A 22,891-nucleotide genomic window follows, 5' to 3' on the forward strand; every position below is an offset into this window, starting at 1 on the left:
CCAACTTTTTTTCCAAGCTATAAAAAACTTTATCCTGGTAGGTTCTCCCATCAAAATGTTTATAGCCATGAGAGGTCCAGAAACGTCACTTACTATACAACGAAACTGTTGGCTGATAAATAAAGAAGCTTTTTTCGAAAGCAGACAAGCACAACCCGCATAACCTTTATGGGGGGGATGCCTAGATGCATATCAAAGTGATCGAAGGTGATTCTACTAGCGAGATACGTCTATCCTGCTATGCTTATCTGGAAGAAAAGTACAGAAGGGAGAGGTTAGATGGTCGGGGTATATGCGAGGGTAAGCACCGAGGAGCAAGCCAGGAAGGGGTTCAGCCTGAAAGACCAGATAGCCGAATGCCGAAGAAAGGCCAAAACGGATAATGTTTTAGAATATGTGGATGAAGGAGTTTCAGGGGAATTTCTAGATCGGCCTGCATTAACAAAAATGCGTCAGGATGCTCAGAACGGACTTATCAAAAAGATCATATGTTTAGACCCGGATCGACTTTCGCGTAAACTGATGAATCAACTTATTATTACTGATGAGCTAGATAAGCGCGGTGTTGAATTGGTCTTTGTTAATGGCGAATATGCGAAGACTCCAGAGGGTAATCTGTTTTACAGTATGCGCGGTGCCATTGCCGAATTCGAGAAAGCAAAAATTACAGAACGTATGAGCAGAGGGCGCAGACAAAAAGCACGGCAGGGTAAAGTTCTGCGAGATTTTCAAGTCTACGGATACAACTTCGATAAAGAGCATGACCGAATGATTGTCAATGAAAACGAAGCGGAAATTGTGAGACTTATATTCGATTTATTTACAAAACCGAACAATCTCGTAAAGGGGATTAATGGAATTGCTCATTATCTTACAAAAAAAAATATACCGACAAAACGCGGAGCAAATGTCTGGCATCGTCAAGTAGTTCGACAGATCCTTCTAAATCGTGCATACATCGGTGAGTTTTATCAAAATCGTTGGAACACGGAGGGGATGCTAGGCAATAAGCATAGGGCTCCAGAGGAACGTATCCCAATGAGACAACGCCCGAAAGAGGAGTGGATACAAATACAGTGTCCAGCCATTATCAGGAAAGAAACGTATGAACACGCACAACAGTTAATGGAAGAGTCACGGCGTAGATGGGCGAAGGAGAGCAACCACAGATATCTTTTAAGTGGGCTGGTACGCTGTGGAAATTGCGAGAATACGATGACAGGTAGAAAATCAAGTAACTGGGGAAAGCCCATACTTGAATATACGGATGTAAAAAATTTCTCTGGTGCGAAACATTTTGGTTGCGGTAGGAAAATAAAAGCGAAGGAGCTGGAGAATGAGGTATGGAGAACAATTAGGACCTGGCTGAATCAACCGAACGAAATTGCGGCAGCAAGTGAGATAGCGCAGCTTGATCAAAATTCTTCTTTGGAGGAAGCTGAGATATCTCGATTGGAAAAAGAGATCGTAAAGGCGAAGTCGGGTAGAAAACGGCTACTTATGTTATTTTCTCAAGGACTTGATATATCCCAAGAAGAGATTCAACAATCTATTCGTGAGCTTAAAGAAAGAGAAGCAGAATTAACAAAGGAATTAACTGCTCTTACAGCTTCAGTTTTGCATCAGGAAAGGAACAGGTATAGTAAGAGCCAGCTTCTGGAGGCTGTCGAATATTACCTAAATAAAGGACGAGAGGAGCTTACCTTTGAAGAGAAACAGAAAATGATTCGTCACATCGTCCGTGAAGTAAGAGTTTTTGAGGACAGTGTAGAAATTTACACATTCTAACCATGCATCACTATTGACTGTAAAATGGAAATTCTGATGCACCTACGTAGTTTGAAAAAAACCAAAAAGGATGTATCTCTGCATGATCCGATTGGAATGGATAAAGAAGGAAATGAAATTACCTTGATAGATGTTCTGGGCACAGAAACAGATGAGGTAGTAGATGCGGTCCAGCTTAAACTGGAAAGCAATAAGATTTATCAGCATATTCATATTTTAGATGAACGTGAGAAAGAGGTCATCATCGGTCGTTTTGGCCTAGATCAAGACAAGGAAAAAACACAGCGGGAAATAGCGCGTGAATTGGGGATTTCTCGCTCATATGTATCTCGTATTGAAAAAAGAGCATTGATGAAGCTGTTTCACGAGTTTTATCGAACGAAACAGACGCAGGGCGGGAGATGATTTGATCGTGGGGGAGTACAAGAGAAACGTCAATCGAACACTCCCCCAAAAATTTCATCATTGATCCGTACCTTTGTTATTTACATGCTTAGAACCAATACATAGAAAAGTTCAAGTATTGAAACTTTTTTTATTGATGGTTTACTTAACGTATAAGGAAAAGAACATAAGGGATGTGGCATATGATTACGAATCTTCATGTAAGCGACGAAGAAATAGCTAAAAAAATTCTTAACGTACAAATTCCTGCATATAAAATAGAGGCAGAGATCATTCATTTTTACGGAATTCCTCAGTTAAAAGACACAGTTGAAACCATTCGTACATGCAATGAAAATTTTTTAGGCTATCTGTTAGAAGAAGAATTAGCAGGGGTTATTTCTTATACAGTGGATCAAAATCATTTGGAAATCTGTCGATTAGTGGTTCATCCTAACCATTTTCGAAAAGGCATAGCCAGAAGCTTGGTGGGTTATGTAATAGAGAATGTGGCCAAAGGAAAGAAAACAACGGTTAGTACTGGTGCAAAGAATATTCCGGCGAAAAAGCTCTATTCGATGTTTGGATTTATAGAAGTGCAAGACATTGAAGTTGCACCTAATGTTTTTATTACATTATTAGAAAAATAGACAAATAAGTATGGTTCATGATGAACGAATGAAATCTCGTTCGAGAGGAATCCAAAAATATTACATGTATGCTAGTCTTGGTCAGTCTGGAAATCTTGTAATTGTGATGTGTAGATAAAGGTGTTAAAGGTCATTAAATTTACATTAGGATGATCAGAGAAAAAGTGATATAATTTGATTATTCAGTCATTTATTCGATGATAAGGAAGTGTTCAGAATGCCTATTCAAACATTCAAAGCAACTTCACATTTGCAAGATGGAATGGTCGTTAAAGCCCGCTCCAGAAATTTTGAGTTGACGATTGATGAACCAAAAAGCTTAGGTGGGACTGATACTGGAATGAATCCTGTAGAAGTGGTGCTTTCCGCATTAGGTGCCTGCCAATCTATCGTTGCTAGAGTATATGCCAAAAAATTTGACATTCATCTTGATGATTTTTGGGTAGAGGTAGAAGGTGATCTCGATACAGATGGTTTCATGAATAAATCTGATGTTCGTCGTGGATATTCTGAGATCAGATACACCTTTCATGTCAAAACAGATGCTCCAAAAGAACGAGTAGAATCATTTGTAGAATTTTTAGAGCGAACTTGTCCAGTTGGAGACACAATTGCTAATCCGGTGAACCTAAAATTAAACGGAATTATTATTGAAGCCTGATCTATAAAATACGTAAATGATACTAGCGGTTGTAAAGGCACCTCTTACAGGTGCTTTTTCATTTTTATACATATAACGTTAAGATGATAGCTATACAGGAATCGACTCAGTTAGATTACTAGTCTCCTGATAGTAAGAAGATCTTCCATGTAACAAAAGAAATTACAATTAGGTTTACTTTTGGTAGTAGATTAAAATAAAATAAGATATAACTTCTTTTAATTAAATACTTCGATGAGGAGTGTGGTTACTAATGAATGTCTACACCGAACCTCCTAAAAGATGCCCAGTTTGTAAGAACCAAAAGCTTCACAAAACCGAAAGCCGCATTCAGGTATTCGACGATCTTGTAGACGGAGAGCCAAGAAAAATAGAGGTAAAACGCCAAAGATACAGATGTCCGAATTGTCTGACTAAGTTGTGGGACAAGGTTCACGGAGCATGTTCATATCGAAGGAAAACGTACACATTTATGGAAAGAGAGCAAAATATCCGCAAAGAAAAAAACATTCGATAACAGAATCGTATGTTGAGAAAGAAGAGATTCTGAAATATTCAATGGCTTTATGATCACTCTCTACGTATATAGACAGGTGTTCCGATTGGCACTAGTTTGGCAAGGGTCTCTACGTCACGATTATACATACGAATACAGCCGTGTGATACATATTTTCCGATGGAGGCTGGATTGTTGGTACCGTGGATTCCGTAGTGAGGTTTGCTCAGACCCATCCAATATGTACCAAACGCACTTAAGGGACCGCCTGGGTAAGAATATGGATAAGGGACTTTGCTAATAATGGTAAAATTCCCGTACGGTGTTGATGTAGCGATTTTACCTAAAGCTACTGGGTATGATCGAACGAGCTTGTTTCCATTGAATAAATATAATTTTCGCTTAGATATGGAAACATGGATGTGATAAGACAAAAGATATCACCCCCTTCCTTTAGCGTTATACATTTTATGCGTAAGAAGTGAAAGGGTAACAAATCTTTGTGTATGATTCTAAGGATAGCTTGAACAAAGAAAAGATCGAAAAACTCCCTACCAGGATTGATTTAGATTCGGAATATGAACGAGAAATAGGGTAAGCTTATGGGAGCTTACCCTATTTCAGACCTTATTTATGAGGAATGACTAGTTTTTTCCGATGTATCTAGCTGTGTTACATAAGCATCTTTACCTGCACCTAGACCCACGAGTAGCTGTAGGAAAATAACCACAATAATCCCAAGCAGAGAAGGATTCCAATCATTCATGATATCGTGTAAAAATCCAAACAAAATAGGACCACAAGCTGCTAGTGTATACCCTATTGACTGGGCCATACCAGATAACTCTGCTGATACCATAACGTTGGGAGCGCGCAGGGCAAACATAGTGAGAGCCAGACTGATACTTCCACCCTGCCCTAATCCAATAAACATAATCCATAGAAACAACAAAGCGTCATTACCTAAAAGAAGCCCAGTAAAGCCAATCATGCCAAGCAGCGAAACGAGAGCGGCTAGTCCACTCTGATTCCTACTGCGACCAGCTATCATTGGAACAATAAAACTAACTGGTAAACTGACAAATTGCATGAGAGACAAAATCCACCCTGCTGATTCGGCACTATAGCCACGATCGATTAAGATAGCCGGTAACCATGAAATACTTACGTAAAAAGCTAATGACTGCAAGCCCATAAAGAGTGTGACCTGCCAAGCAAGAGGACAACGCCAAATGCTTTTTCCAGACACCTTATTTATTGATGATTTTTGCGGAATATGTAGAGAGTGAAGCTGAGGAATCCATATCAATGTAGCCACAATGCTCAGAAAGACCACACTGAATAGCGAGCCCCTCCACCCAACCTGTAATCCGTGTGCAATCGGTACACTAAGTCCAGATGCTAGTGCGGCAAAGATCCCCATTGATAGAGAATAAGCGCCCGTCATAATTCCAATGTTATGGGCAAAATCACGTTTGATCAGGCTGGGTAACAAGACGTTTCCGACTGCGATTGCTGACCCAATCAAAGCGGTACCAACAAATAGAAAAACAGTTGAAGGAAAGTAGCGTAAGAGAATACCTAGGCTAAGTACAAGTAGCCCAATAAATAAAGTTTTTTCCATACCAAATTGACGGGCTAGTTTTGGGGTAATGGGAGATAGGATTGCAAAAGCAATTAAAGGCAGGGTAGTTAACATTCCAGCAGTAGTGCCAGATAGACCTGTTGTATGAAGAATATCACCAATCAGAGGTCCAACTGCTGTTATGGCAGCACGGAGATTGGCGGCAATTAAAATAATTCCGAGAACGGTAAGGATTGTCCGGATTTTGGACTGATGTGCATGGATACGATTCGACTTATATGGCTGCGTATTCATTTAATCCTGTCTCCTTCCCAAGCATATAGGATCTGCTGTGGTCTAGTTATAGATGAGCAGGCGATTGCCTCCATGGTGTCTGCATCTGGGATGATAATATAATGTAGATGGTACCATATAATGGATATTGACTCAAAGAGAAAGGTTCATACATGTCTAAGCGTTTTTTTAGTGCTTCAAAAAAATATAAAAAAATTTTATTTCACTCTTGCTAAATAAATTTACATCAGTTATAATAGATTTTGTTGAGAGGTTGTTACCAACATTTACTACACGGAGGGATACCGAAGTGGTCATAACGGGGCGGTCTTGAAAACCGTTAGGCGGCAACGTCACGGGGGTTCGAATCCCTCTCCCTCCGCCATACTTTATAGAAAAGCCGATGAAGATAATTCATCGGTTTTTTTGTGTTTTATAAGATAGGCGTCTAAGATAACAATATAGATGATGACGACCGTTCCTACTAGAATTACTAGAGCGCTTAGATTTGAAGAAAGGAGAATAAAAAGCTACTTACGATATCAGAAATGCCTCCTAAAACAAATACTCGCCCATCTACATAGCATGATGAGCATAAAGACAAGAAAAAGGCATAGCTAAAGTTTTTGATCAGTACTCTTTACCTTAGTATATGTTTCCTGACACAGATCAAGAATGTAGCGTCTGATTGGATCTGCTATCATCTGAAGGCGAAATAGAAAAATTGAGGATAATACCAGCTTTGTATATAGCAAAACGCTCCCTTTCTAAATAAAAGGGAGCGTTTCATTGGACATATGCTGCTGATAACATGTTGTGGATCACCTGCCATATCTATTGCAAAGAAGATAGCTTCTTATACTGCTCGAACGTGGTAAAAGGAGAACATAATTTTGGTCGCTAGGGCTTTTGATTTTTCAATAGCCAATACCTTTGCTTTGCGAGCGGCGTCCAACATGCTGTTCGCTTCTACACGTTCTTCCCATCTGTTCGTTTTTGTTTCGAACAAAAATGTGTACGTCCTCATCACTCTTTCAACTCCTATTTATATTCTTACTTGTTTATACGATGCAGAAACAAATAAGTTTCAAAAAGTTTGGTAATACAAGAGGCTTTCTACTTCCTATTATGATCCAAAATAAGGAAAAAGATAGGAGGTAATTGTTAATTATTTTTGAACATTTAGAAAAAATATCATGATTGGTAAAAGGGAGATAGCTAGTGTGATACTAAAAACAGCACGAACTATTCTATTCCAAAAAAAGAAAAAAGATACCATTTACGCCCTGTTTTTTTTAAAAAGGCAAAAAAGACAATCGAACCTCACCATCTGCCGTTTCGCTTCATGTACATTGAAATAAGATAAGGTAGGAGGTGAAATCAATGAGTCACGAACTTATTGTTGACCCGCGGGTCTTTCCTCCGACTTCGCAACCGTCTTATAAAAGTTATAGTGATTGGGCGATAGAATGGTGGCAATGGGCTTTTTCCATTCCAAAGGCTATTCATCCATTATTGGACCTAACTGGCGACTACTCAGAAGTGTATCAAATGAAACAACACGAAAGACCCGTTTGGTTTTTGGCTGGAAGTTACAGTGGACGCCCAGCGAATCGTACATGTACGATTCCACATACAAAGCCGATCTTTTTCCCCGTATGTAGTGCAGTCAGTAATGACCTTCTTTTACCAAAAATAACAGGAATGCCCCTAGATTTATCCGGTGGTGCAAAATATCTAGCAGACCATATTGTAGAAGCAAACGTTATTTTGGATGGATATCCAATTAAAACGGAAGTGTATCGTGTTTCTTCTCCAATTTTCCCCATTCAGCTACCTTATGATAATCTTCTTGACATAGAGGTTCCTGTTGGTACATGTAAAAAGGCGAATGCAGCTACCGATGGCTTTTGGCTCATGCTAAAACCATTAAGCATTGGAGTTCATCAATTACAGATACGTGGTAAAATGAAGCTTCCTGATACGCCAGACCCATATGTGACAGAGGTAACATACGAATTGCTAGTTCAATAGGGAGAATAACAACAGTAAAAATGGGTGAGAAAGTGACCCATTTTTGTCTTACATAAATGAACAATCAAAAGCAACGAAAGATGCTCCAAACTGTCAGTGAAGTTTTATTGGCTGGATTATCCTATGCTATACTAGCGAAAAGCATGCGTAACGCTGGAGATATCGCTAACTTGAGACAATCACTTATCATGAAAAAAAGGGGGAGTTGAGCTAATGAAAATTCGCTCCATTGAACCAACACCAAGTCCTAATACCATGAAGCTGACGTTAGATGAACAGCTTCCGAATGGTGTTCAACATAATTTTACCCAAAAAACAAAAGGACAGGCCCCGCAGTATATCCAAAAGCTGTTAGGTATTGAAGGAGTGAAAGGGGTTTTTCAGGTTGTAGACTTTATTGCATTAGAACGATTGTCAAATGCAGCTTGGCAACCAATACTAGCAGAAGCGAAAGAGATATTGGGTGCCGAAGAAATGAGTAGCAATGATTGGGCTCATAATCAGGAAGAAGCACCTGCCTTTGGCGAATTACAAGTATATGTACAAATGTTTAGAGATATTCCTATGCAGGTAAAGGTTATTGCAAATGGAGAAGAAACCCGTACGGGACTTCCAGAACGGTTTGCAAAAATGGCTATGCAGGCTGGAGTTAGTTCCCCGAACTTAATTACAGAGCGTCAGTGGGTTGAGCAAGGCGCACGTTATGGAAATGCAAAGGAAGTCGGTGAGGAAGTAGCACAGGAATTAGATGCTGCTTATGACGAGGCGCGTTTACAAGCGTTACTGCAAGTAGCATTAGCTCAAGGGGGACAACAGGAGCTGCCAAAACCCCAGCCACCGCTAAAGGTGACGATAGAAATGTTTACCGATCCTGATTGGCGTAAACGCTATGCTGTATTAGAGCGAATGGAGCCAACCGAAGAAGACCTTTCACTGATGAAAAAAGCATTGGAGGATGAGAAAGCGTCTATACGTCGCTTGGCTGTTGTTTATTTGGGGATGATTGGGACAGAAGAAGTTCTTCCTTTGTTGTATCTAGCCTTACGGGATGCTTCACCTTCCGTTAGAAGAACAGCAGGTGACACCTTATCTGACTTAGGGAACCCTAAAGCGATCCCAGCGATGATCGAAGCTTTGCGTGATTCCAATAAATTGGTTCGTTGGCGTGCTGCTCGTTTTCTATATGAAGTAGGCGATGAATCAGCCTTGCCAGCTCTACACCAAGCTGAAGAGGATAGGGAGTTTGAAATTAGCTTGCAAATTAAATTAGCTATTGAGCGAATCGAGGGTGGAGAAGAAGCAAGCGGGACAGTGTGGCAACAAATGACGAACCGCTCAAGAGAGTAGAGGGGGGAGATCATATGGGGAAAAAAGGTTTAGCAATCGGGCATAAAGCTCCAGATTTTGCACTGGAATCCACCAAAGGAACGATCAGGCTAGATCAATATGCGGGTAAGCCTTTGCTTCTTTTATTTATTCGGGGAACCTGGTGTCCGAATTGTCGTAGACAGTTGGAAGCCTTACAGACGGCCTGTACTCGTTTTGACAAGCTAGGTGTACCTATTGTTATTATTGCGGGTCAAAAATTACAAAATCTCATGCAGTATGCCGATAGCACCAAGCTGCCATTTCCCATGCTCTCAGATTCAACTCGTGAAGTAATAAAAGCGTATGAGGTGTTTACTCCTATCAAATGGGATTCTGTTCGGATTGCTGTTCCGAGCGCGTATTTATTGGACAAGGAACAGGTTATCCGCTATGCCTATATCGGCAGTTCTCAGTTTGACAGACCAGGCGTAGAGGAATTGCTAGAGGAAGTGCAAAGACTCATAGCGGAGCCATAGCAAGCCCTAAGCATAAGTAGAAAAAACGGTAGTAGTAAAAGGCGTTCGTGTTGTTACGGGCGTCTTTTTGTGTTGAAATCAGATTATTTCTTTTACAACATGGATTAGAGAAGTACATCGCTAAACAAACTATTGGTAAGCTAGGTAAAATGGTCTTTGATTGATTCAAGACTAGCTGAATAGAAAAGATTGTTTTCTTTATGCATAAAATATTCACCCGTAGAAAGATACTCTATATAGATTTCTCATTGGCCACCAGGCTTTTCCGTCATTTCCAGCATCTGTGCTCCAAGTGATCTTATCATGAAAATATCACCATCGTTTGATTACATTTGTATATACATGAATAAACGAATCCACTATAATAATAAAAAGTTTTCACTGAGGGCATGAGCCGAAAAGCGCATTAGGACAAGAAAATATACCGTTGATGGTATGAATGATTATGCAAAAATTCGATTTCTTACTCTAATGGTAAAGTGCTTTTCCTTGTGAACCTCGTGAAGAAAGATCGAAAAGATTTTTTGCTATTTGAAAAATGAGGAGTGTAAACCGATGAAGCGATTTCCCATCCGTTCCCTCTGTACTATCCTGCTTCTGTCTTCCGTGCTAGCGGGGTGTGGTGTAGTTAGTACAAACAGTTCCGATTCAACTTCTAAACCTGAAAAGACAGCAAATGCTGGGACGAAGGAACAGAAATTACGCCTCAATATTAAAACCGAACCGCCAACTGCTGACCCAGGTTTAGCACAGGACGCCATTTCCATGGCTGTTGCCCGCTCCGCCTTTGATGGCTTGTTCCGTTTGGGCGAGGATGGCAAGCTGCATGAATCAGTAGCAGAGAGCTATACGATTTCAGACGATTTGAAAACATATACTTTCAAATTACGTAACTCTACATGGTCAAATGGTGATGCGGTTACCGCTAAGGATTTTGAATATGCTTGGAAACGTGTCTTAGATCCCAAAACAGGCTCTGAGTATGCCTACCAGCTTTATTATATTAAGAATGGTCAAAAGGCCAATGCCAAAGAGGTAACATTAGATCAAGTAGGTGTAAAAGCGCTTGATGATAAGACACTGGAGGTAAAGCTAGAAAATCCAACTCCTTTCTTCCTGGAGTTACTGTCCTCCGTGACCTACTATCCAGTGAACCAGAAGGTGGTAGAGGCTAATGAGAAATGGGCAAATAATGCGTCCACACTAGTTGGAAACGGCCCATTTATTATGAAAGAATGGCAGCATAAATCTAAGATTACATTTGAGAAGAATCCGACGTATTGGGATAAAACGAATGTAAAATTGGAAAAGTTAGAGTTTAACATGATTGAGGATTCTACAACAGAATTGAGCATGTATGATAACAACGAGCTAGATTGGTCTGGTTCTCCCCTAGGAGATATTCCGTCAGATGCGATTGGTGCATTAAAAGATAAATTGCATACGCAAGCGACAGCGGGAACGTACTGGTATGTATTTAACACCAAAAAAGCTCCATTCAACAATAAAAAAATACGTCAAGCATTTGCCTATGCGATCAATCGTCAGGCACTGATTGATAACATTGTGCAAACGGGGGGAACAGCGGCACTTGGAATCCTACCTCCATCCATGTCATTAAACCCTAGTGGTTATTTTACAGATAATAATATTCCGAAAGCGAAACAACTGTTAGCAGAGGGCTTAAAAGAAGAGAAGCTGACAAAATTACCGGAAATCGAGCTTTTGTATAATACGGATGAGTTACATGCAAAGCTTGCGCAAGCTATACAGGATCAATGGCGCAAAACCTTGAACGTAGAAGTGAAACTGAAAAACATGGAGTTAAAAGTAGTACGTGAAGCGATGAAGGAAGGCTCCTTCCAAATTGCACGTGCTAGTTGGATTGGTGATTTTAATGATCCAATTAATTTTTTGGAGGTATTTAAAGCAGAAGGTGGTAGCAACAAATCTGGATGGTCTAACCCAACATATACCGAGCTTTTAGCCAAGTCTTCAGCAGAAGGTAATCAGGAGAAACGTAGGGAGCTATTAAAACAAGCTGATACGATGCTCATGAATGAGATGCCAGTCACTCCGATCTACTATTACACATATAAATGGTTACAAAAGGATGATGTGAAAGGCGTAGTCATCGACGCACTAGGCTTCGTCGATTATAAATACGCCCGTCGCGAGTAGAAAGGGAGCGAGAGGCTTGCGTCCGGTTATCGGGATCGCTAGTTCCAAAATGTATGTTTCAGACAATCGTGTGGATCATTTTTTCTACACGAGTCATTGTTACGTGGAAGGCATTATCAGAAGCGGAGGAATACCGCTTCTTTTGCCGTTAATACACGAGGAATTCTATCCAATTGCTGAGATGCTTGAGGCTGTGGACGCTGTGCTTTTGACTGGTGGCGTTGATCCTGCCCCTCATCTCTACGGAGAAGCTCCTCATCAACGGCTTGGTGAAGTGGACTACGAACGTGATCAAGCCGAGCTCCGACTAATCCGTGCTCTATTACGTGCACGTAAGCCAATGCTTGGAATATGCAGAGGGGCACAAATGATAGCTGTAACAGTCGGGGGTAGCCTGATTCAGGATATCGAGAGTGCATATCCAAACGCGTTGCAACATCAGCAAATTGGTTCAAAGCAGTACGGCTCTCACTACATTCAGGTGTCAGATGGCTTTTTAAAGAGGGCTTTACGATCTGAAACAGTTTTAGTCAATAGCTCTCACCATCAGGCTGTTAAAACATTGCCTACAGGTTACCGTGTGACGGCTGTGGCTCCTGATGGGGTCATTGAAGGCTTTGAAAGCGAAGATGGTCGGACAATTGCAGTCCAATGGCATCCTGAACGTATGTGGATGCATGACGAACAAATGCTTGGGATTTGTATGGCGTTTGTACAGCTAGTGAACCAGCAAACAGAAGCATAAGGAAAACGAAAGCGCGTGAACAAGGAACGAGGGATTCCTTTGTTTACGCGCTTTTTTGCTAGATATAAAGCGTAACATAAGGGAAAAGTTTGTTAGATTCTATGCACAAATCGGCTAATTTTGGGCAATCTAAAAAAAACATTTGACAAAAGGTTTAGTTGTAACTAAAATAGTTACAAGAAGAGCGGTTGTCCAATGACTTGATCTGATCTGATTTATTCAAATGAGCACCGTGTTTGATATTTGATTCCTAAATAAGGAGGCCTATACGATGAAAATCGCTATTATTGGAGCAACAGGAAGAGCAGGAAAATTGATCATGCAAGAGGCATTGCAAAGAGGTCATGAAGTGACAGCTATTGTCCGCGATGCATCTAAGCTTGATCAAAACCAAAAGGTAGCCGTACTACAAAAAGACATATTTGACCTAACTACTCAGGATTTAAATAAATTTGATGTTGTTGTTAATTCCTTTGGTGCAAAACCAGGCGAAGAACATTTACATGTGGAAGCAGGAAATGTTTTGATTGAAGCGCTAAAAAATGCTCCACAAACAAAGTTATTTGTAGTTGGAGGAGCGGGAAGCTTGTTTGTAGATGAAACGAAAACGGTTCGTCTATTTGAAACACCAGAATTCCCTAAAGAATATTTGGCTACAGCGACAAATCAAGGCAAAAATCTAGAGATTCTAAAGCAATCCAATCTACCTCAATGGACTTTCTTGAGCCCATCAGCCATGTTTGAACCAGGTGAGCGCACAGGGCGTTATCAAAAAGGGGAAGACAATTTATTGGTAAATGCAAAAGGTGAAAGCTCTATCAGCATGGAGGATTATGCGATTGCAGTACTAGACGAGCTTGAAAATCCACAATTTGTAAACAAACGTTTCACTGTTGCGTCTGTATAATTTGACGCCAATAGGGCAATGTTTTGAGTAGCATTATTTTTTCTAACAACAGGGAGGCATCTACCATGGCAAAAGATTTCTATACAGCAGTTGAAGGAAGACGTTCTATTTATGGTATCAGCAAAGAAGTAAGCATCTCAGACGATAAAATCAAAGAAATCATCGAATTTGCCCTAAAGCATACGCCATCTTCATTTAATTCCCAAACAGCTCGCATTGTGCTTCTATTAGGAGAACAACATGATAAATTGTGGAATTTGACAGAAGCAGCATTGCGTAAGGTAGTTGGGGATAACAACTTTGCTCCAACTGAAGAAAAAATGAAATCTTTCCGTAATGGTTACGGAACAGTGCTTTTCTTTGAAGACCAACAAGTTGTAGAGCAATTGCAAAAGGATTTTGCGCTTTATAAAGATAACTTCCCTATTTGGTCTCAACAATCTTCTGGTATGCATCAATTTGTTATCTGGACTGCTCTTGAAATGGAAGGCTTAGGAGCTACCTTGCAGCATTACAATCCATTAATTGATGAAGACGTGAGAAAAGAGTGGAATACTCCAGCTCATTGGAAACTAATTGCTCAAATGCCATTTGGTCAACCAACAATGGCTCCTAACGAAAAAGAATTCAAACCACTAGATGAGCGTTTTAAAACATTTAAATAAGCAACACAGTAACATACAAGACATGTAAGATTTCCTTGATCGTAATGAACAGTGTAGTGGAGAAAACCTAAAAAAAGATAAATGGGAGCTACCTAACCTTGTGGGTAGCTCATTTTTTTGTCTGCATGTTTATCTCTATTCCCATCCACCTAACATCGCGTTATAATGAACAAATCTTTGAGAATGAATCGATGTCAATGGAGTAAAGAAGGGTGAATGTGAACACAGAAACAAATAAATATCAGCGTCAAACTCTATTTCAAATTACGTGGCCGATCTTCTTTGAATTAGCGCTACATATGGGGATGGGGATTATTGCAACTCTGATGCTGAGTCATTATTCCGATGACGCAGCTACAGGTGTAGGCGTGGCAAATCAGCTCTTAAATATTTTTATTTTAATTTTTAACGTGACGTCAATTGGTGCGACTATTTTGATTGGTCAAAGACTAGGAGCTAATCAATTAGATCAGGCAAGACAGCTAGCACGATCTGCTTTTGGCTTAAATTTTTGGTTTGGAATGGTTGTTGCTGCAATTGTAGTAATATTTGGTAAACAATTCCTTGGTCTTTTTGAGCTTGAAGGAGATGTTCTTACCTATGGACTTTTGTTTGTACAAATTTGTGGGGCGTCCTTGTTTCTAGAATCAATTGCCTTAGCTTTAAGTGCTGTACTTCGCAGTCATGGATATACGAAGGACTCCTTGATGGTTACCCTGTTGATGGACATGATTAGTGTTGGTGGTAATGTTATCGCGATTACCGGTATTTTTGGATTGCCTATTACGGGAGTGACTGGCGTAGCTTGGGCAATGGTGGTCGCACGTGCCTTTGCAGTGGGTGCTTTGATCTATTTGGTTGTTCGTCAGCTTGCTTTACGTATTCGATTTAAAGATATCTTTATTGTAAGAAAAAAGGACATCCAAGGCCTTTTAGCGATTGGGATTCCTTCGGCTGGTGAAAATTTGTCCTATCAGCTATCACAAGTAATCATTACAGGATTTATTGCGATGATGGGAACTGCATCGCTGGCAGCACGTGTCTATGTATTGAATATTTCTATGATCTGCTATCTATTTACATTAGCGATTGCACAAGGTACACAGTTGCTGGTGGCCCGTTATATTGGCGGGAAACAATACGATCAGGCATTACGTCGAGGGATGCGCACCTTAAAAATTTCAATGTGTGCCTCGTTTGCCACGACACTGATTATCGCATTGTTAGGCTCACCGATCTTACAAATGTTTACGACTGACCCAGCTATTATTGCTGTAGCCCTCCCTGTTTTGTGGATTATGGTTCTTACCGAAACAGGTAGAGCGATGAACATTGTTTTAATGGGTTCGTTAAAGTCTGCTGGTGATGTTCGATTCCCAGTAATCATCGGCATTTTTGCGATGTGGGGGATTGCGGTAGTCTTTAGTTATACGCTTGGTATCTATTTTGGACTTGGTTTGCTTGGGGTATGGATTGCACAAGGAATGGATGAATGGTTCCGCGGGTGCTTTGCCATGCGTAGATGGGTAAACAAACCCTGGGATACTACTCAAAATGCAAATAGCCCAACGAAGTGAATTGAATCGTTACACCCAGTGTTCTATAATAACAATAGATTCGGATGAGAATATATGTTTGGGTGAAGCGGCTATGAAAAAATTTATTCATGTGGACATCGATGCATTTTATGCTAGCGTAGAACAACTGGATCATCCAGAATGGCGGAATCAGCCTGTCATTGTGGGAGGCACCGGCAATCGGGGCGTAGTAGCTACCTGCAGCTACGAGGCACGTTCGTTTGGTGTGCGTTCTGCTATGCCAGTTGCTCTTGCACGAAAAAAATGTCCACAGGGTATTTTTGTTCCATGTCGCTTCGCTCGTTATCATGAAAAATCCGAGGAAATTAGACGGATTTATACCGAGTATGCGGAATTGTATCAGCCCATCGGACTAGATGAAGCTTACTTAGATGTGTCCCATTACGAAAACGCAGTTCCCATTGCCAAAGAGTTGAAAAGACGTATTAAACAAGAAACGGGTCTTACCTGTAGTATCGGGTTATCCTACAATATGTCTCTAGCCAAAATCGCCAGTGATTTGAAAAAACCAGATGCTTTTGTCATTATCCGTGCGGAAAATGCTTTGGATGTTCTGGCTCCGTTACCAATTAGTGTTTTACATGGTGTAGGTAAAAAATCGCAGGAGGTTTTATCTAAAAAGGGGATTGAGTCAGTTCGAGATTTGTGGGAACTGTCTGTAGAGGAAATGGTTCAACTATTTGGCAAGTGGGGACATGCGCTATACGGGCGTGCACGCGGAATTGATCAACGAGAAATTGAAATGGATCGCCCTGTTAAATCCATTAGCCGCGAAACCACCCTAGTGTACGATTTGCAGGAGCGTGACCGAATCGCTGAAATTGCCCGTGAATTACTTGCTCATATAAAAGAAGAAGCGGAGCAGGAGGGGGTACATCCTCAAACCCTCACGCTGAAAGTAAGATTTACTGACTTCACAACAAAAAGCAAACAGCGTAAAGTAATGTCAGGAACATCCTGGGAGGAATGGTTAGAATTTTTATTGGACGAATTTGATTTCTCAAGCGGTGTTAGATTGATTGGTGTCGGCTTTTCTAATTTTCTGCGGGAAGAGGAACAGAAGGAAAGATTTGAACAGCTTAGTATTTTTTCACTCCCCGCTTGGAAAGAAGGAATGTAACATGAGTAAGACTATTGTTTATTATGATGAGCATTGCAAGATGTGCTGCTTTATTCGTGAACGGCTAACTAGTTTATTGTTACCCGGGAAAAAGCATCAGATAGAGTGGCGTCATTACGAGGATGCGCCTGCTTGTGATTTACAGGATAAAGCATGCGGAGAAGCAATGGAGGTCCTTCTTCCCTCAGGAGAACGTCTACGAGCATTTTATGCAGTGAGACAATTGCTTGCCCTTACTTATTTTTGCTGGTTATCCCCGTTCTTTTATTTGCCCGGTGCTGCTTATTTTGGTGAAAAAGCATATGCTTGGGTTGCCCGAAATCGATATCATTGGTTTGGAAGAACAGAGGAATAAACGAGATGGCTGATACGAATCGGTTTCATTGCTGTGCGACATGTCAGCATTTTTGTGTGCACAAGGGCGGTCAGGGTGATAAAACCACGTACTCCTGTGGAAGGCTCGGGTATGAGACGAAGCCTTCTTATCGTTTTGATTGTTGGCGGCCAACAGAGCGGGTTTGCAAATTAATTGAAAAAGAGAACCTTTCTTTATAGCAGATTTGATTTTGTTTTGCAACAAGCCTTCCAAATATGGTATAGTTAGTCCCGATATCTCGTTCGTGGTGCATGCAAGACCAGTGAACGGTGAGCGGGAGGTACGGCATTTGCTTTTACAGAAGTTAACCCCAAATGAGTATGTGGAATCCATCTTTTCCATTAATATAGATGAACTCCGAAAACGTAACATCAAAGCGGTAATCACTGATTTGGATAACACGTTAGTTGGATGGGATACACCTGATGCTACTCCAGAAGTAATGAATTGGTTTAAGCGTTTGGATGAAGCAGGAATTCAAGTGACGGTTGTATCCAATAATAATAAGGCAAGGGTTTTACACTTTTGTGAACCCTTACAATGCCACTATATTCCAGCTGCGCGAAAGCCTACCAATCAGGCGTTTAAACGTGCGATTGAAATTATGAATGTTCGCATTGAGGAGACAGTCGTTATTGGAGATCAATTGTTTACAGATGTGCTGGGCGGCAACCTTTTAGGGTTTCATACCATTTTGGTTGTTCCAGTTAAAAATTCGGATGGTTTTTTTACGCGATTTAACCGGAAAATGGAACGACTTGCCCTGCACTGGATGAGCAAGAAAGGAATGATTTCGTGGTACAACAACAAGAAGTAAATCAGGACTTCGAGGGCCCAGTTAGCTGTGCGGGCTGTGGAGTTGAAATACAGACAGAAAATAAAGCGAAGCCAGGCTATGCACCAGCTTCTGCATTGAAGCGTGAAGTAGTGATTTGTCAGCGTTGTTTTCGCATTAAACACTATAATGAAGTAGCGCCTGTAGAAATGCATGATGATGATTTTCTCCGTATTTTAAATGGAATTGGTTCCACAAAATGCTTAGTGGTTATGGTAGTTGATTTATTTGATTTCCAAGGTTCCTGGCTACGGGGATTGCCACGCTTTGTTGGACAAAATCCAATCTTGTTGGTCGGAAATAAAGTAGATTTATTACCGCGCAATATTAATCTTAATCGTGTGAAAAACTGGATTCAGCATGAAGCGAAAGAACGTGGTTTAAAGCCGAATGAAGTGGTTCTCGTGAGTGCGGAAAAAGGAACAGGGATTGATGAGCTGCTTGCTCGGATTGGTGAATTCCGCAAAGGACGCGATGTTTATATTGTAGGGGTAACGAATGTTGGTAAATCCACGCTGATTAATCGGATTTTACACGATTACGGTGCAGCGGACATGGAAATCACCACATCGCCTTTCCCAGGAACTACCTTAGATAAGATCGAAATTCCTCTAGAGGATGGACGTTCTATATTTGATACACCTGGTATTATTAATCGTGATCAGATTGGTCATCTTGTGTCACCTGAGGATTTACGCAAACTTACTCCGAAATCACGGATTAATCCGCGCGTCTTCCAATTAAACGATAAACAGACGTTGTTCTTCGGTGGATTGGCTCGCGTTGACTATGTAAGGGGAGAACGTCAGCCATTTGCTTGCTATTTGGCTAATGACCTGTACATTCACCGTACAAAATTAGATAATGCGGAAGAAGTGCTGGAGAAGCATCATGGGGAGATGCTTGCCCCACCTTCAGGAGAAGCGGCTAAAGCGTTATTGCCATTTACCCGCTATACGCTAAAAATTGATACAAATGGACCAACTGATATTGTTATTGCTGGGCTTGGCTGGATTGCGCTTCAGGGAAAAGTAAAAGGGGTCGTAGAAGTACATGTGCCAAAGGGTGTAAGTGTCGGATTACGAAAAGGCTTAATTTAATCAAGTCTGTGTCGATCACTTGAACAACAAGCAAGCCCCTTCTTTGCGGAGGGGCTTTTCTAACTTTACTTGGGGGAGGGGTCTTCCTGTTACATAGTAAAACGACAATGGTTGGGCTGTTTGGACGTCCTGTAGGACATTCCTTATCTCCAGTGATGCATAATACGGCTTTTGAACAAAAACAATTGCCATTTGCTTATGCAGCTTTCGAAGTTAATGATGATCAGATTAAAGAAGCGGTCGAGGCTATTCGTGCTTTAGGCATGCGAGGCGCTAACGTCACCATACCGCATAAGGTAGCCGTTATTCCGTATTTGGATAAAATTGATCCCTTGGCAGAACGGATTGGAGCCGTTAATACTATTGTAAATGAAGATGGCACCCTGATTGGATATAATACGGATGGAACAGGGTATGTTCGCTCGTTATTAGAAGAAACAGGGATTGATTTAACAGGGCAGACTGTTACGCTATTAGGTGCTGGTGGTGCCGCTCGCGCAGTTGCATGTACATTGGTAGAACGTGGAGTAAAAGAAATTCGGATTGTGAATCGCTCACTTGAGCGTGCAGAATTATTGGCACTGGCTCTAGGGTCTCAAATCCCTATACGTGTATATTCATTTGCTCAAGCGGAGCTAGCGATTCAAGACAGCACCCTTTTAATCAATACGACTTCTATTGGAATGTACCCTCATATTCATGAAATGCCTGTAGATAGAAAATGCTTACGGCCTGATTTAATCGTAAGCGATTTAATCTATAACCCATTAGAAACACAATTGTTACAGTGTGCCAAAGAAATCGGAGCAACCCATCACTCAGGTCTTGGCATGTTTATAAATCAAGGGGCGCTGGCTTACGAACTGTGGACAGGTGAAGCGGCGCCTACTGACAAAATGAGAGAAATTGTGTTGCAGCATTTGCAACAAGGAGGAAATTAAATGCTAACTGGTAAACAAAAACGTTATTTGCGCTCTATGGCTCACCACCTTACGCCTATTTTTCAAGTAGGGAAGGGCGGAGTAAATGAAAATATGGTAAAGCAGATTCAAGAGGCTCTAGAGGTACGCGAGCTTATTAAAGTATCCATTTTGCAAAATAATATGGATGACAAGCATGCAGTGGCAGAAGATTTGGCAACTGGAGCAGGTGCGGAAATGGTACAATTAATCGGTCATACCGTTGTTTTGTACAAAGAGTCAAAAGAAAATAAAACGATCGTGCTACCATAGGGATTAAAGAAAGCATATGAAACGTATTGGGATAATGGGTGGCACATTTGATCCAATTCATAATGCACATTTATTAATTGCCGAGCAGGCGAGAGAGCAGGCAAAACTTGATGAGATTTGGTTTATGCCTGCTCATGTTCCGCCCCATAAACAACAGAAAAAAAGTGTAGCAAACGCTATTCACCGAGTAGAAATGGTACGATTAGCAATACGTAATCATCCGCAGTTTCAAATTACGACGGTAGAGCTGGATCGAGAAGGTCCTTCTTACACTGTTGACACGATGCAACAATTAGTTACATTACATCCTACTTACGAGTTCTCATTTATTATTGGAGGGGACATGGTAGAGATGCTACCACAGTGGCATGCCATAGAAGAGTTGGTAAAGCTGGTACGTTTTATTGGATTTCATCGTCCTCACTTCGCACCACAACCTTCAAGATGGACAACCTATGTGGATTTTATCGAGATTCCGCTTTGGGACCTTTCTTCTACGTATGTCCGCGAACAGATCCAGATTGGAAAAAGTATTCGCTATCTTGTTCCTTCAGCGGTGGAATGCTATATAAAGGAGAGCGGGTTATATGGAGCAGATCCAACATAGAGAAGCCTTGCTTAAGCAGGTTAGAGCTCAAATGCATGAAAAGCGTTACCAGCATACCTTAGGTGTCGCAGAATCAGCCAAAAAGCTGGCCATTCGCTACGGAGCAGATCCGATCAAAGCTGAGTTAGCGGGACTGCTGCATGATTACTGCAAATGCTGGGAGATTTCGCGGCTACGAGATTATCTTCTTCGTTATGATTTACCTCAGGATCTGCTCTCAGGGGATAAAGAATTATGGCATTCTTTTGTAGGAGCGATTGTGGTACAACAGGAGCTACAGATACAGGATGCTGAGATACTGCAAGCGATTCGTTATCATACGACAGGCCGTGAGAACATGTCCTTGCTGGAGAAGGTTGTTTGTCTGGCTGATTACATTGAACCCAATCGCAATTATCCTGGTGTAGAGGACATTAGGTGCCTAGCAGAGCAAGATTTGAATCAGGCGTTAGCACTTGCGCTCGGAGGAACAATACGGTTTTTAATTGAAAAAAAACAGCGGGTATATCCGCTCACTTTGCTTGCTTATAACGATCTTGTAATAGAATGAGGAGGCCTTTCATGGTACAATTAGACAATCAATTACTTCAACTAGCATATAAAGCGTGTGAAGATAAAAAAGCAGAAAATATTGTGGTGCTTGACATCCACACCATCTCAGTTATGGCAGACCGTTTTATCATTTGTCACGGTAACAATGAGCGTCAAGTACAGGCGATTGTTCGTGAAATTCGTGATCAGGTGCATAAAAATGGGTATAATATTCGTGGTATTGAAGGGGAAGAACAAGGTCGTTGGGTATTAGTTGACTGTGGAGATGTAGTTGTTCACGTTTTCCATAAAGAAGAACGCGACTTCTATAATCTTGAAAAACTATGGTCTGATGCACCTCGCGTCACTGTAGAAGTGTAGGAAAAGGCTATGTCATATACGCATTTAGCTACAGTCTACGATGCGTTGATGGCGGATACGCCTTATCAGGATTGGCTGGTTTGGGCGGAGGATTATTGGCAGCTACACGGTAAGCCACAGACAATTCTTGACTTGGGATGTGGTACAGGCAGTATTGCCATTCCTCTGGCCCAAAAAGGCTATCAGGTAACCGGTGTTGACTTATCGCCAGAGATGCTTGCAATTGCCTACGAAAAAATGAAGACAGCACATGTTGATATTAATTGGGTTGAACAAGATATGACAGAGCTCTCTGTCAGCCCGGCTGATTCGGTTATTTCCTTCTGTGATTGCCTTAGCTATATTACGGAAAAGGAAGCTGTGCAAGCTACGTTTCAGCGTGTGTACCAGCATCTAAAACCAGGTGGAACTTTCCTTTTTGATGTACATAGTCCTTATAAAATTCTCACCTTTTTTGGAAATAACACATTTACGCATGTAGATGAAGAGATCAATTACATCTGGCAATGCTATACGGATGAAGAGCGAATGGAAGTAGAGCATGATCTTACTTTCTTTATTCGGGTAGAAAATGGATGCTATCAAAAACGGGAAGAAACACAATACCAAAGAGCTTATCAGCCAACAGAGATTATTTTGTGGCTACGAGAGGCTGGCTTTGAAGAAATTAAGCTAACTGCTGATTTTGTGAATCTTCCTCCTGTTGCTGAAAGTGAACGGCTATTTTTTTCAGCCAAACGTCCTCATGATTGACATGTTCCGGTAAAAACGACTATAATCGATTCATATATGAACAAAGCGAAAATGAGGCCTAGTACAAAAGCTAGATCCGGCATAAGAGAGTTGACGGTAGGTGCGAGTCAACCCGATTCTTTTTGGAACTCCCCTCATTGCTTTT

General features: G+C 41.1%; 24 protein-coding genes, 1 tRNA gene, 1 pseudogene and 1 other annotated feature (1 of these 27 cut by a window edge). Of the genes and pseudogenes, 23 read left to right on the forward strand and 3 right to left on the reverse strand.

Annotation, left to right across the window (positions count from 1 at the left end):
• Positions 1-279: 279 nt before the first annotated feature.
• From O0550_RS18130 to O0550_RS18145, 4 genes and pseudogenes are all read left to right on the forward strand, one after another.
• Positions 280-1,788 carry a recombinase family protein gene (locus O0550_RS18130; RefSeq protein WP_258426996.1) on the forward strand — a complete coding sequence of 503 codons (1,509 nt, stop codon included), beginning with the start codon at positions 280-282 and terminating at the stop codon, positions 1,786-1,788.
• Positions 1,789-1,815: 27 nt separating this feature from the next.
• Positions 1,816-2,193: pseudogene (locus tag O0550_RS18135) on the forward strand (sigma-70 family RNA polymerase sigma factor); the annotation flags it as partial.
• A gap of 182 nt (positions 2,194-2,375) precedes the next feature.
• Positions 2,376-2,822, forward strand: coding sequence for a GNAT family N-acetyltransferase (locus O0550_RS18140; protein ID WP_096886986.1), 447 nt, complete (start codon positions 2,376-2,378; stop codon positions 2,820-2,822).
• 217 nt (positions 2,823-3,039) lie between these two features.
• The gene (locus tag O0550_RS18145; RefSeq protein ID WP_003343160.1) at positions 3,040-3,483 is read left to right on the forward strand and encodes an OsmC family protein; all 444 of its coding nucleotides are present in this window, start codon (positions 3,040-3,042) and stop codon (positions 3,481-3,483) included.
• A 570-nt stretch (positions 3,484-4,053) separates the two neighbouring features.
• Here the strand turns inward: O0550_RS18145 and O0550_RS18150 are convergent.
• Positions 4,054-4,413 carry a L,D-transpeptidase gene (locus O0550_RS18150; protein WP_003338287.1) on the reverse strand — a complete coding sequence of 120 codons (360 nt, stop codon included), beginning with the start codon at positions 4,411-4,413 and terminating at the stop codon, positions 4,054-4,056.
• Between the two features lie 197 nt (positions 4,414-4,610).
• Positions 4,611-5,858, reverse strand: coding sequence for a CynX/NimT family MFS transporter (locus tag O0550_RS18155; RefSeq protein WP_096886985.1), 1,248 nt, complete (start codon positions 5,856-5,858; stop codon positions 4,611-4,613).
• Between the two features lie 275 nt (positions 5,859-6,133).
• Between O0550_RS18155 and O0550_RS18160 the strand changes: the two genes are divergently transcribed.
• Positions 6,134-6,222 (forward strand) — tRNA-Ser (locus tag O0550_RS18160).
• Between the two features lie 471 nt (positions 6,223-6,693).
• On the opposite strand, the gene O0550_RS18165 is transcribed toward O0550_RS18160, so the two are convergent.
• Positions 6,694-6,864 (reverse strand): hypothetical protein, encoded by a 171-nt coding sequence (locus O0550_RS18165; RefSeq protein ID WP_003343153.1) that lies wholly within the window; start codon positions 6,862-6,864, stop codon positions 6,694-6,696.
• A 356-nt stretch (positions 6,865-7,220) separates the two neighbouring features.
• Between O0550_RS18165 and O0550_RS18170 the strand changes: the two genes are divergently transcribed.
• The 18 genes from O0550_RS18170 to O0550_RS18260 all read left to right on the forward strand — a co-directional run bounded on the left by O0550_RS18170 (position 7,221) and on the right by O0550_RS18260 (position 22,746).
• Positions 7,221-7,871, forward strand: coding sequence for a hypothetical protein (locus tag O0550_RS18170; protein ID WP_003343151.1), 651 nt, complete (start codon positions 7,221-7,223; stop codon positions 7,869-7,871).
• Between the two features lie 213 nt (positions 7,872-8,084).
• Entirely contained in the window at positions 8,085-9,218 is a 1,134-nt protein-coding gene (locus O0550_RS18175; RefSeq protein ID WP_003338281.1) for a conserved virulence factor C family protein, read from the forward strand.
• A gap of 14 nt (positions 9,219-9,232) precedes the next feature.
• Complete coding sequence (locus O0550_RS18180) at positions 9,233-9,715, forward strand: peroxiredoxin family protein (RefSeq protein WP_258426997.1); 483 nt, start codon at positions 9,233-9,235, stop codon at positions 9,713-9,715.
• 555 nt (positions 9,716-10,270) lie between these two features.
• Entirely contained in the window at positions 10,271-11,896 is a 1,626-nt protein-coding gene (locus tag O0550_RS18185; RefSeq protein WP_003343144.1) for a peptide ABC transporter substrate-binding protein, read from the forward strand.
• 16 nt (positions 11,897-11,912) lie between these two features.
• On the forward strand, positions 11,913-12,641 hold the full coding sequence (locus O0550_RS18190; protein WP_258426998.1) for a gamma-glutamyl-gamma-aminobutyrate hydrolase family protein: 729 nt from the start codon (positions 11,913-11,915) through the stop codon (positions 12,639-12,641).
• A gap of 271 nt (positions 12,642-12,912) precedes the next feature.
• The gene (locus tag O0550_RS18195) at positions 12,913-13,548 is read left to right on the forward strand and encodes an NAD(P)-dependent oxidoreductase (protein ID WP_258426999.1); all 636 of its coding nucleotides are present in this window, start codon (positions 12,913-12,915) and stop codon (positions 13,546-13,548) included.
• 65 nt (positions 13,549-13,613) lie between these two features.
• On the forward strand, positions 13,614-14,213 hold the full coding sequence (locus O0550_RS18200) for a nitroreductase family protein (protein ID WP_003338276.1): 600 nt from the start codon (positions 13,614-13,616) through the stop codon (positions 14,211-14,213).
• Positions 14,214-14,431: 218 nt separating this feature from the next.
• Positions 14,432-15,790, forward strand: coding sequence for an MATE family efflux transporter (locus tag O0550_RS18205; protein WP_258427038.1), 1,359 nt, complete (start codon positions 14,432-14,434; stop codon positions 15,788-15,790).
• Positions 15,791-15,863: 73 nt separating this feature from the next.
• The gene (gene dinB / locus O0550_RS18210) at positions 15,864-16,931 is read left to right on the forward strand and encodes a DNA polymerase IV (protein ID WP_258427000.1); all 1,068 of its coding nucleotides are present in this window, start codon (positions 15,864-15,866) and stop codon (positions 16,929-16,931) included.
• 1 nt (position 16,932) lies between these two features.
• Entirely contained in the window at positions 16,933-17,286 is a 354-nt protein-coding gene (locus O0550_RS18215; protein WP_258427001.1) for a thiol-disulfide oxidoreductase DCC family protein, read from the forward strand.
• A gap of 310 nt (positions 17,287-17,596) precedes the next feature.
• Positions 17,597-18,124: a YqeG family HAD IIIA-type phosphatase gene (locus tag O0550_RS18225; protein WP_003338270.1), complete on the forward strand. Its 528-nt coding sequence runs from the start codon at positions 17,597-17,599 to the stop codon at positions 18,122-18,124.
• Positions 18,103-19,242: a ribosome biogenesis GTPase YqeH gene (yqeH, locus tag O0550_RS18230; protein WP_121473696.1), complete on the forward strand. Its 1,140-nt coding sequence runs from the start codon at positions 18,103-18,105 to the stop codon at positions 19,240-19,242. The genes O0550_RS18225 and yqeH overlap by 22 nt, the downstream gene beginning before the upstream one ends.
• Positions 19,243-19,328: 86 nt before the next feature.
• On the forward strand, positions 19,329-20,183 hold the full coding sequence (locus O0550_RS18235) for a shikimate dehydrogenase (protein WP_258427039.1): 855 nt from the start codon (positions 19,329-19,331) through the stop codon (positions 20,181-20,183).
• Positions 20,184-20,474 carry a ribosome assembly RNA-binding protein YhbY gene (gene yhbY, locus O0550_RS18240; protein WP_003338267.1) on the forward strand — a complete coding sequence of 97 codons (291 nt, stop codon included), beginning with the start codon at positions 20,184-20,186 and terminating at the stop codon, positions 20,472-20,474. It abuts the gene before it with no gap.
• 16 nt (positions 20,475-20,490) lie between these two features.
• Positions 20,491-21,081, forward strand: coding sequence for a nicotinate-nucleotide adenylyltransferase (locus tag O0550_RS18245; RefSeq protein WP_035318768.1), 591 nt, complete (start codon positions 20,491-20,493; stop codon positions 21,079-21,081).
• Positions 21,062-21,631 carry a bis(5'-nucleosyl)-tetraphosphatase (symmetrical) YqeK gene (gene yqeK / locus O0550_RS18250; RefSeq protein WP_003338265.1) on the forward strand — a complete coding sequence of 190 codons (570 nt, stop codon included), beginning with the start codon at positions 21,062-21,064 and terminating at the stop codon, positions 21,629-21,631. The genes O0550_RS18245 and yqeK overlap by 20 nt, the downstream gene beginning before the upstream one ends.
• Positions 21,632-21,642: 11 nt before the next feature.
• A complete protein-coding gene (gene rsfS, locus O0550_RS18255; protein WP_003338264.1) occupies positions 21,643-21,993 on the forward strand; it encodes a ribosome silencing factor in 351 nt (116 codons plus the stop codon).
• Positions 21,994-22,002: 9 nt separating this feature from the next.
• Positions 22,003-22,746, forward strand: coding sequence for a class I SAM-dependent DNA methyltransferase (locus O0550_RS18260; protein WP_258427002.1), 744 nt, complete (start codon positions 22,003-22,005; stop codon positions 22,744-22,746).
• Between the two features lie 39 nt (positions 22,747-22,785).
• Positions 22,786-22,891 (forward strand) — a binding site (T-box leader) (it continues 153 nt past the right edge of the window).

The organism is Brevibacillus halotolerans (assembly GCF_026891775.1).
GTDB lineage: Bacteria > Bacillota > Bacilli > Brevibacillales > Brevibacillaceae > Brevibacillus_B > Brevibacillus_B halotolerans.

Coding starts and splice junctions, on each gene's coding strand:
- O0550_RS18130 (WP_258426996.1), top strand. CDS start 280: ATGGTCGGGGTATATGCGAGGGTAAGCACCGAGGAGCAAGCCAGGAAG.
- O0550_RS18140 (WP_096886986.1), top strand. CDS start 2,376: ATGATTACGAATCTTCATGTAAGCGACGAAGAAATAGCTAAAAAAATT.
- O0550_RS18145 (WP_003343160.1), top strand. CDS start 3,040: ATGCCTATTCAAACATTCAAAGCAACTTCACATTTGCAAGATGGAATG.
- O0550_RS18155 (WP_096886985.1), bottom strand. CDS start 5,858: ATGAATACGCAGCCATATAAGTCGAATCGTATCCATGCACATCAGTCC.
- O0550_RS18165 (WP_003343153.1), bottom strand. CDS start 6,864: ATGAGGACGTACACATTTTTGTTCGAAACAAAAACGAACAGATGGGAA.
- O0550_RS18170 (WP_003343151.1), top strand. CDS start 7,221: ATGAGTCACGAACTTATTGTTGACCCGCGGGTCTTTCCTCCGACTTCG.
- O0550_RS18175 (WP_003338281.1), top strand. CDS start 8,085: ATGAAAATTCGCTCCATTGAACCAACACCAAGTCCTAATACCATGAAG.
- O0550_RS18180 (WP_258426997.1), top strand. CDS start 9,233: ATGGGGAAAAAAGGTTTAGCAATCGGGCATAAAGCTCCAGATTTTGCA.
- O0550_RS18185 (WP_003343144.1), top strand. CDS start 10,271: ATGAAGCGATTTCCCATCCGTTCCCTCTGTACTATCCTGCTTCTGTCT.
- O0550_RS18195 (WP_258426999.1), top strand. CDS start 12,913: ATGAAAATCGCTATTATTGGAGCAACAGGAAGAGCAGGAAAATTGATC.
- O0550_RS18200 (WP_003338276.1), top strand. CDS start 13,614: ATGGCAAAAGATTTCTATACAGCAGTTGAAGGAAGACGTTCTATTTAT.
- dinB (WP_258427000.1), top strand. CDS start 15,864: ATGAAAAAATTTATTCATGTGGACATCGATGCATTTTATGCTAGCGTA.
- O0550_RS18215 (WP_258427001.1), top strand. CDS start 16,933: ATGAGTAAGACTATTGTTTATTATGATGAGCATTGCAAGATGTGCTGC.
- yhbY (WP_003338267.1), top strand. CDS start 20,184: ATGCTAACTGGTAAACAAAAACGTTATTTGCGCTCTATGGCTCACCAC.
- O0550_RS18245 (WP_035318768.1), top strand. CDS start 20,491: ATGAAACGTATTGGGATAATGGGTGGCACATTTGATCCAATTCATAAT.
- yqeK (WP_003338265.1), top strand. CDS start 21,062: ATGGAGCAGATCCAACATAGAGAAGCCTTGCTTAAGCAGGTTAGAGCT.
- rsfS (WP_003338264.1), top strand. CDS start 21,643: ATGGTACAATTAGACAATCAATTACTTCAACTAGCATATAAAGCGTGT.
- O0550_RS18260 (WP_258427002.1), top strand. CDS start 22,003: ATGTCATATACGCATTTAGCTACAGTCTACGATGCGTTGATGGCGGAT.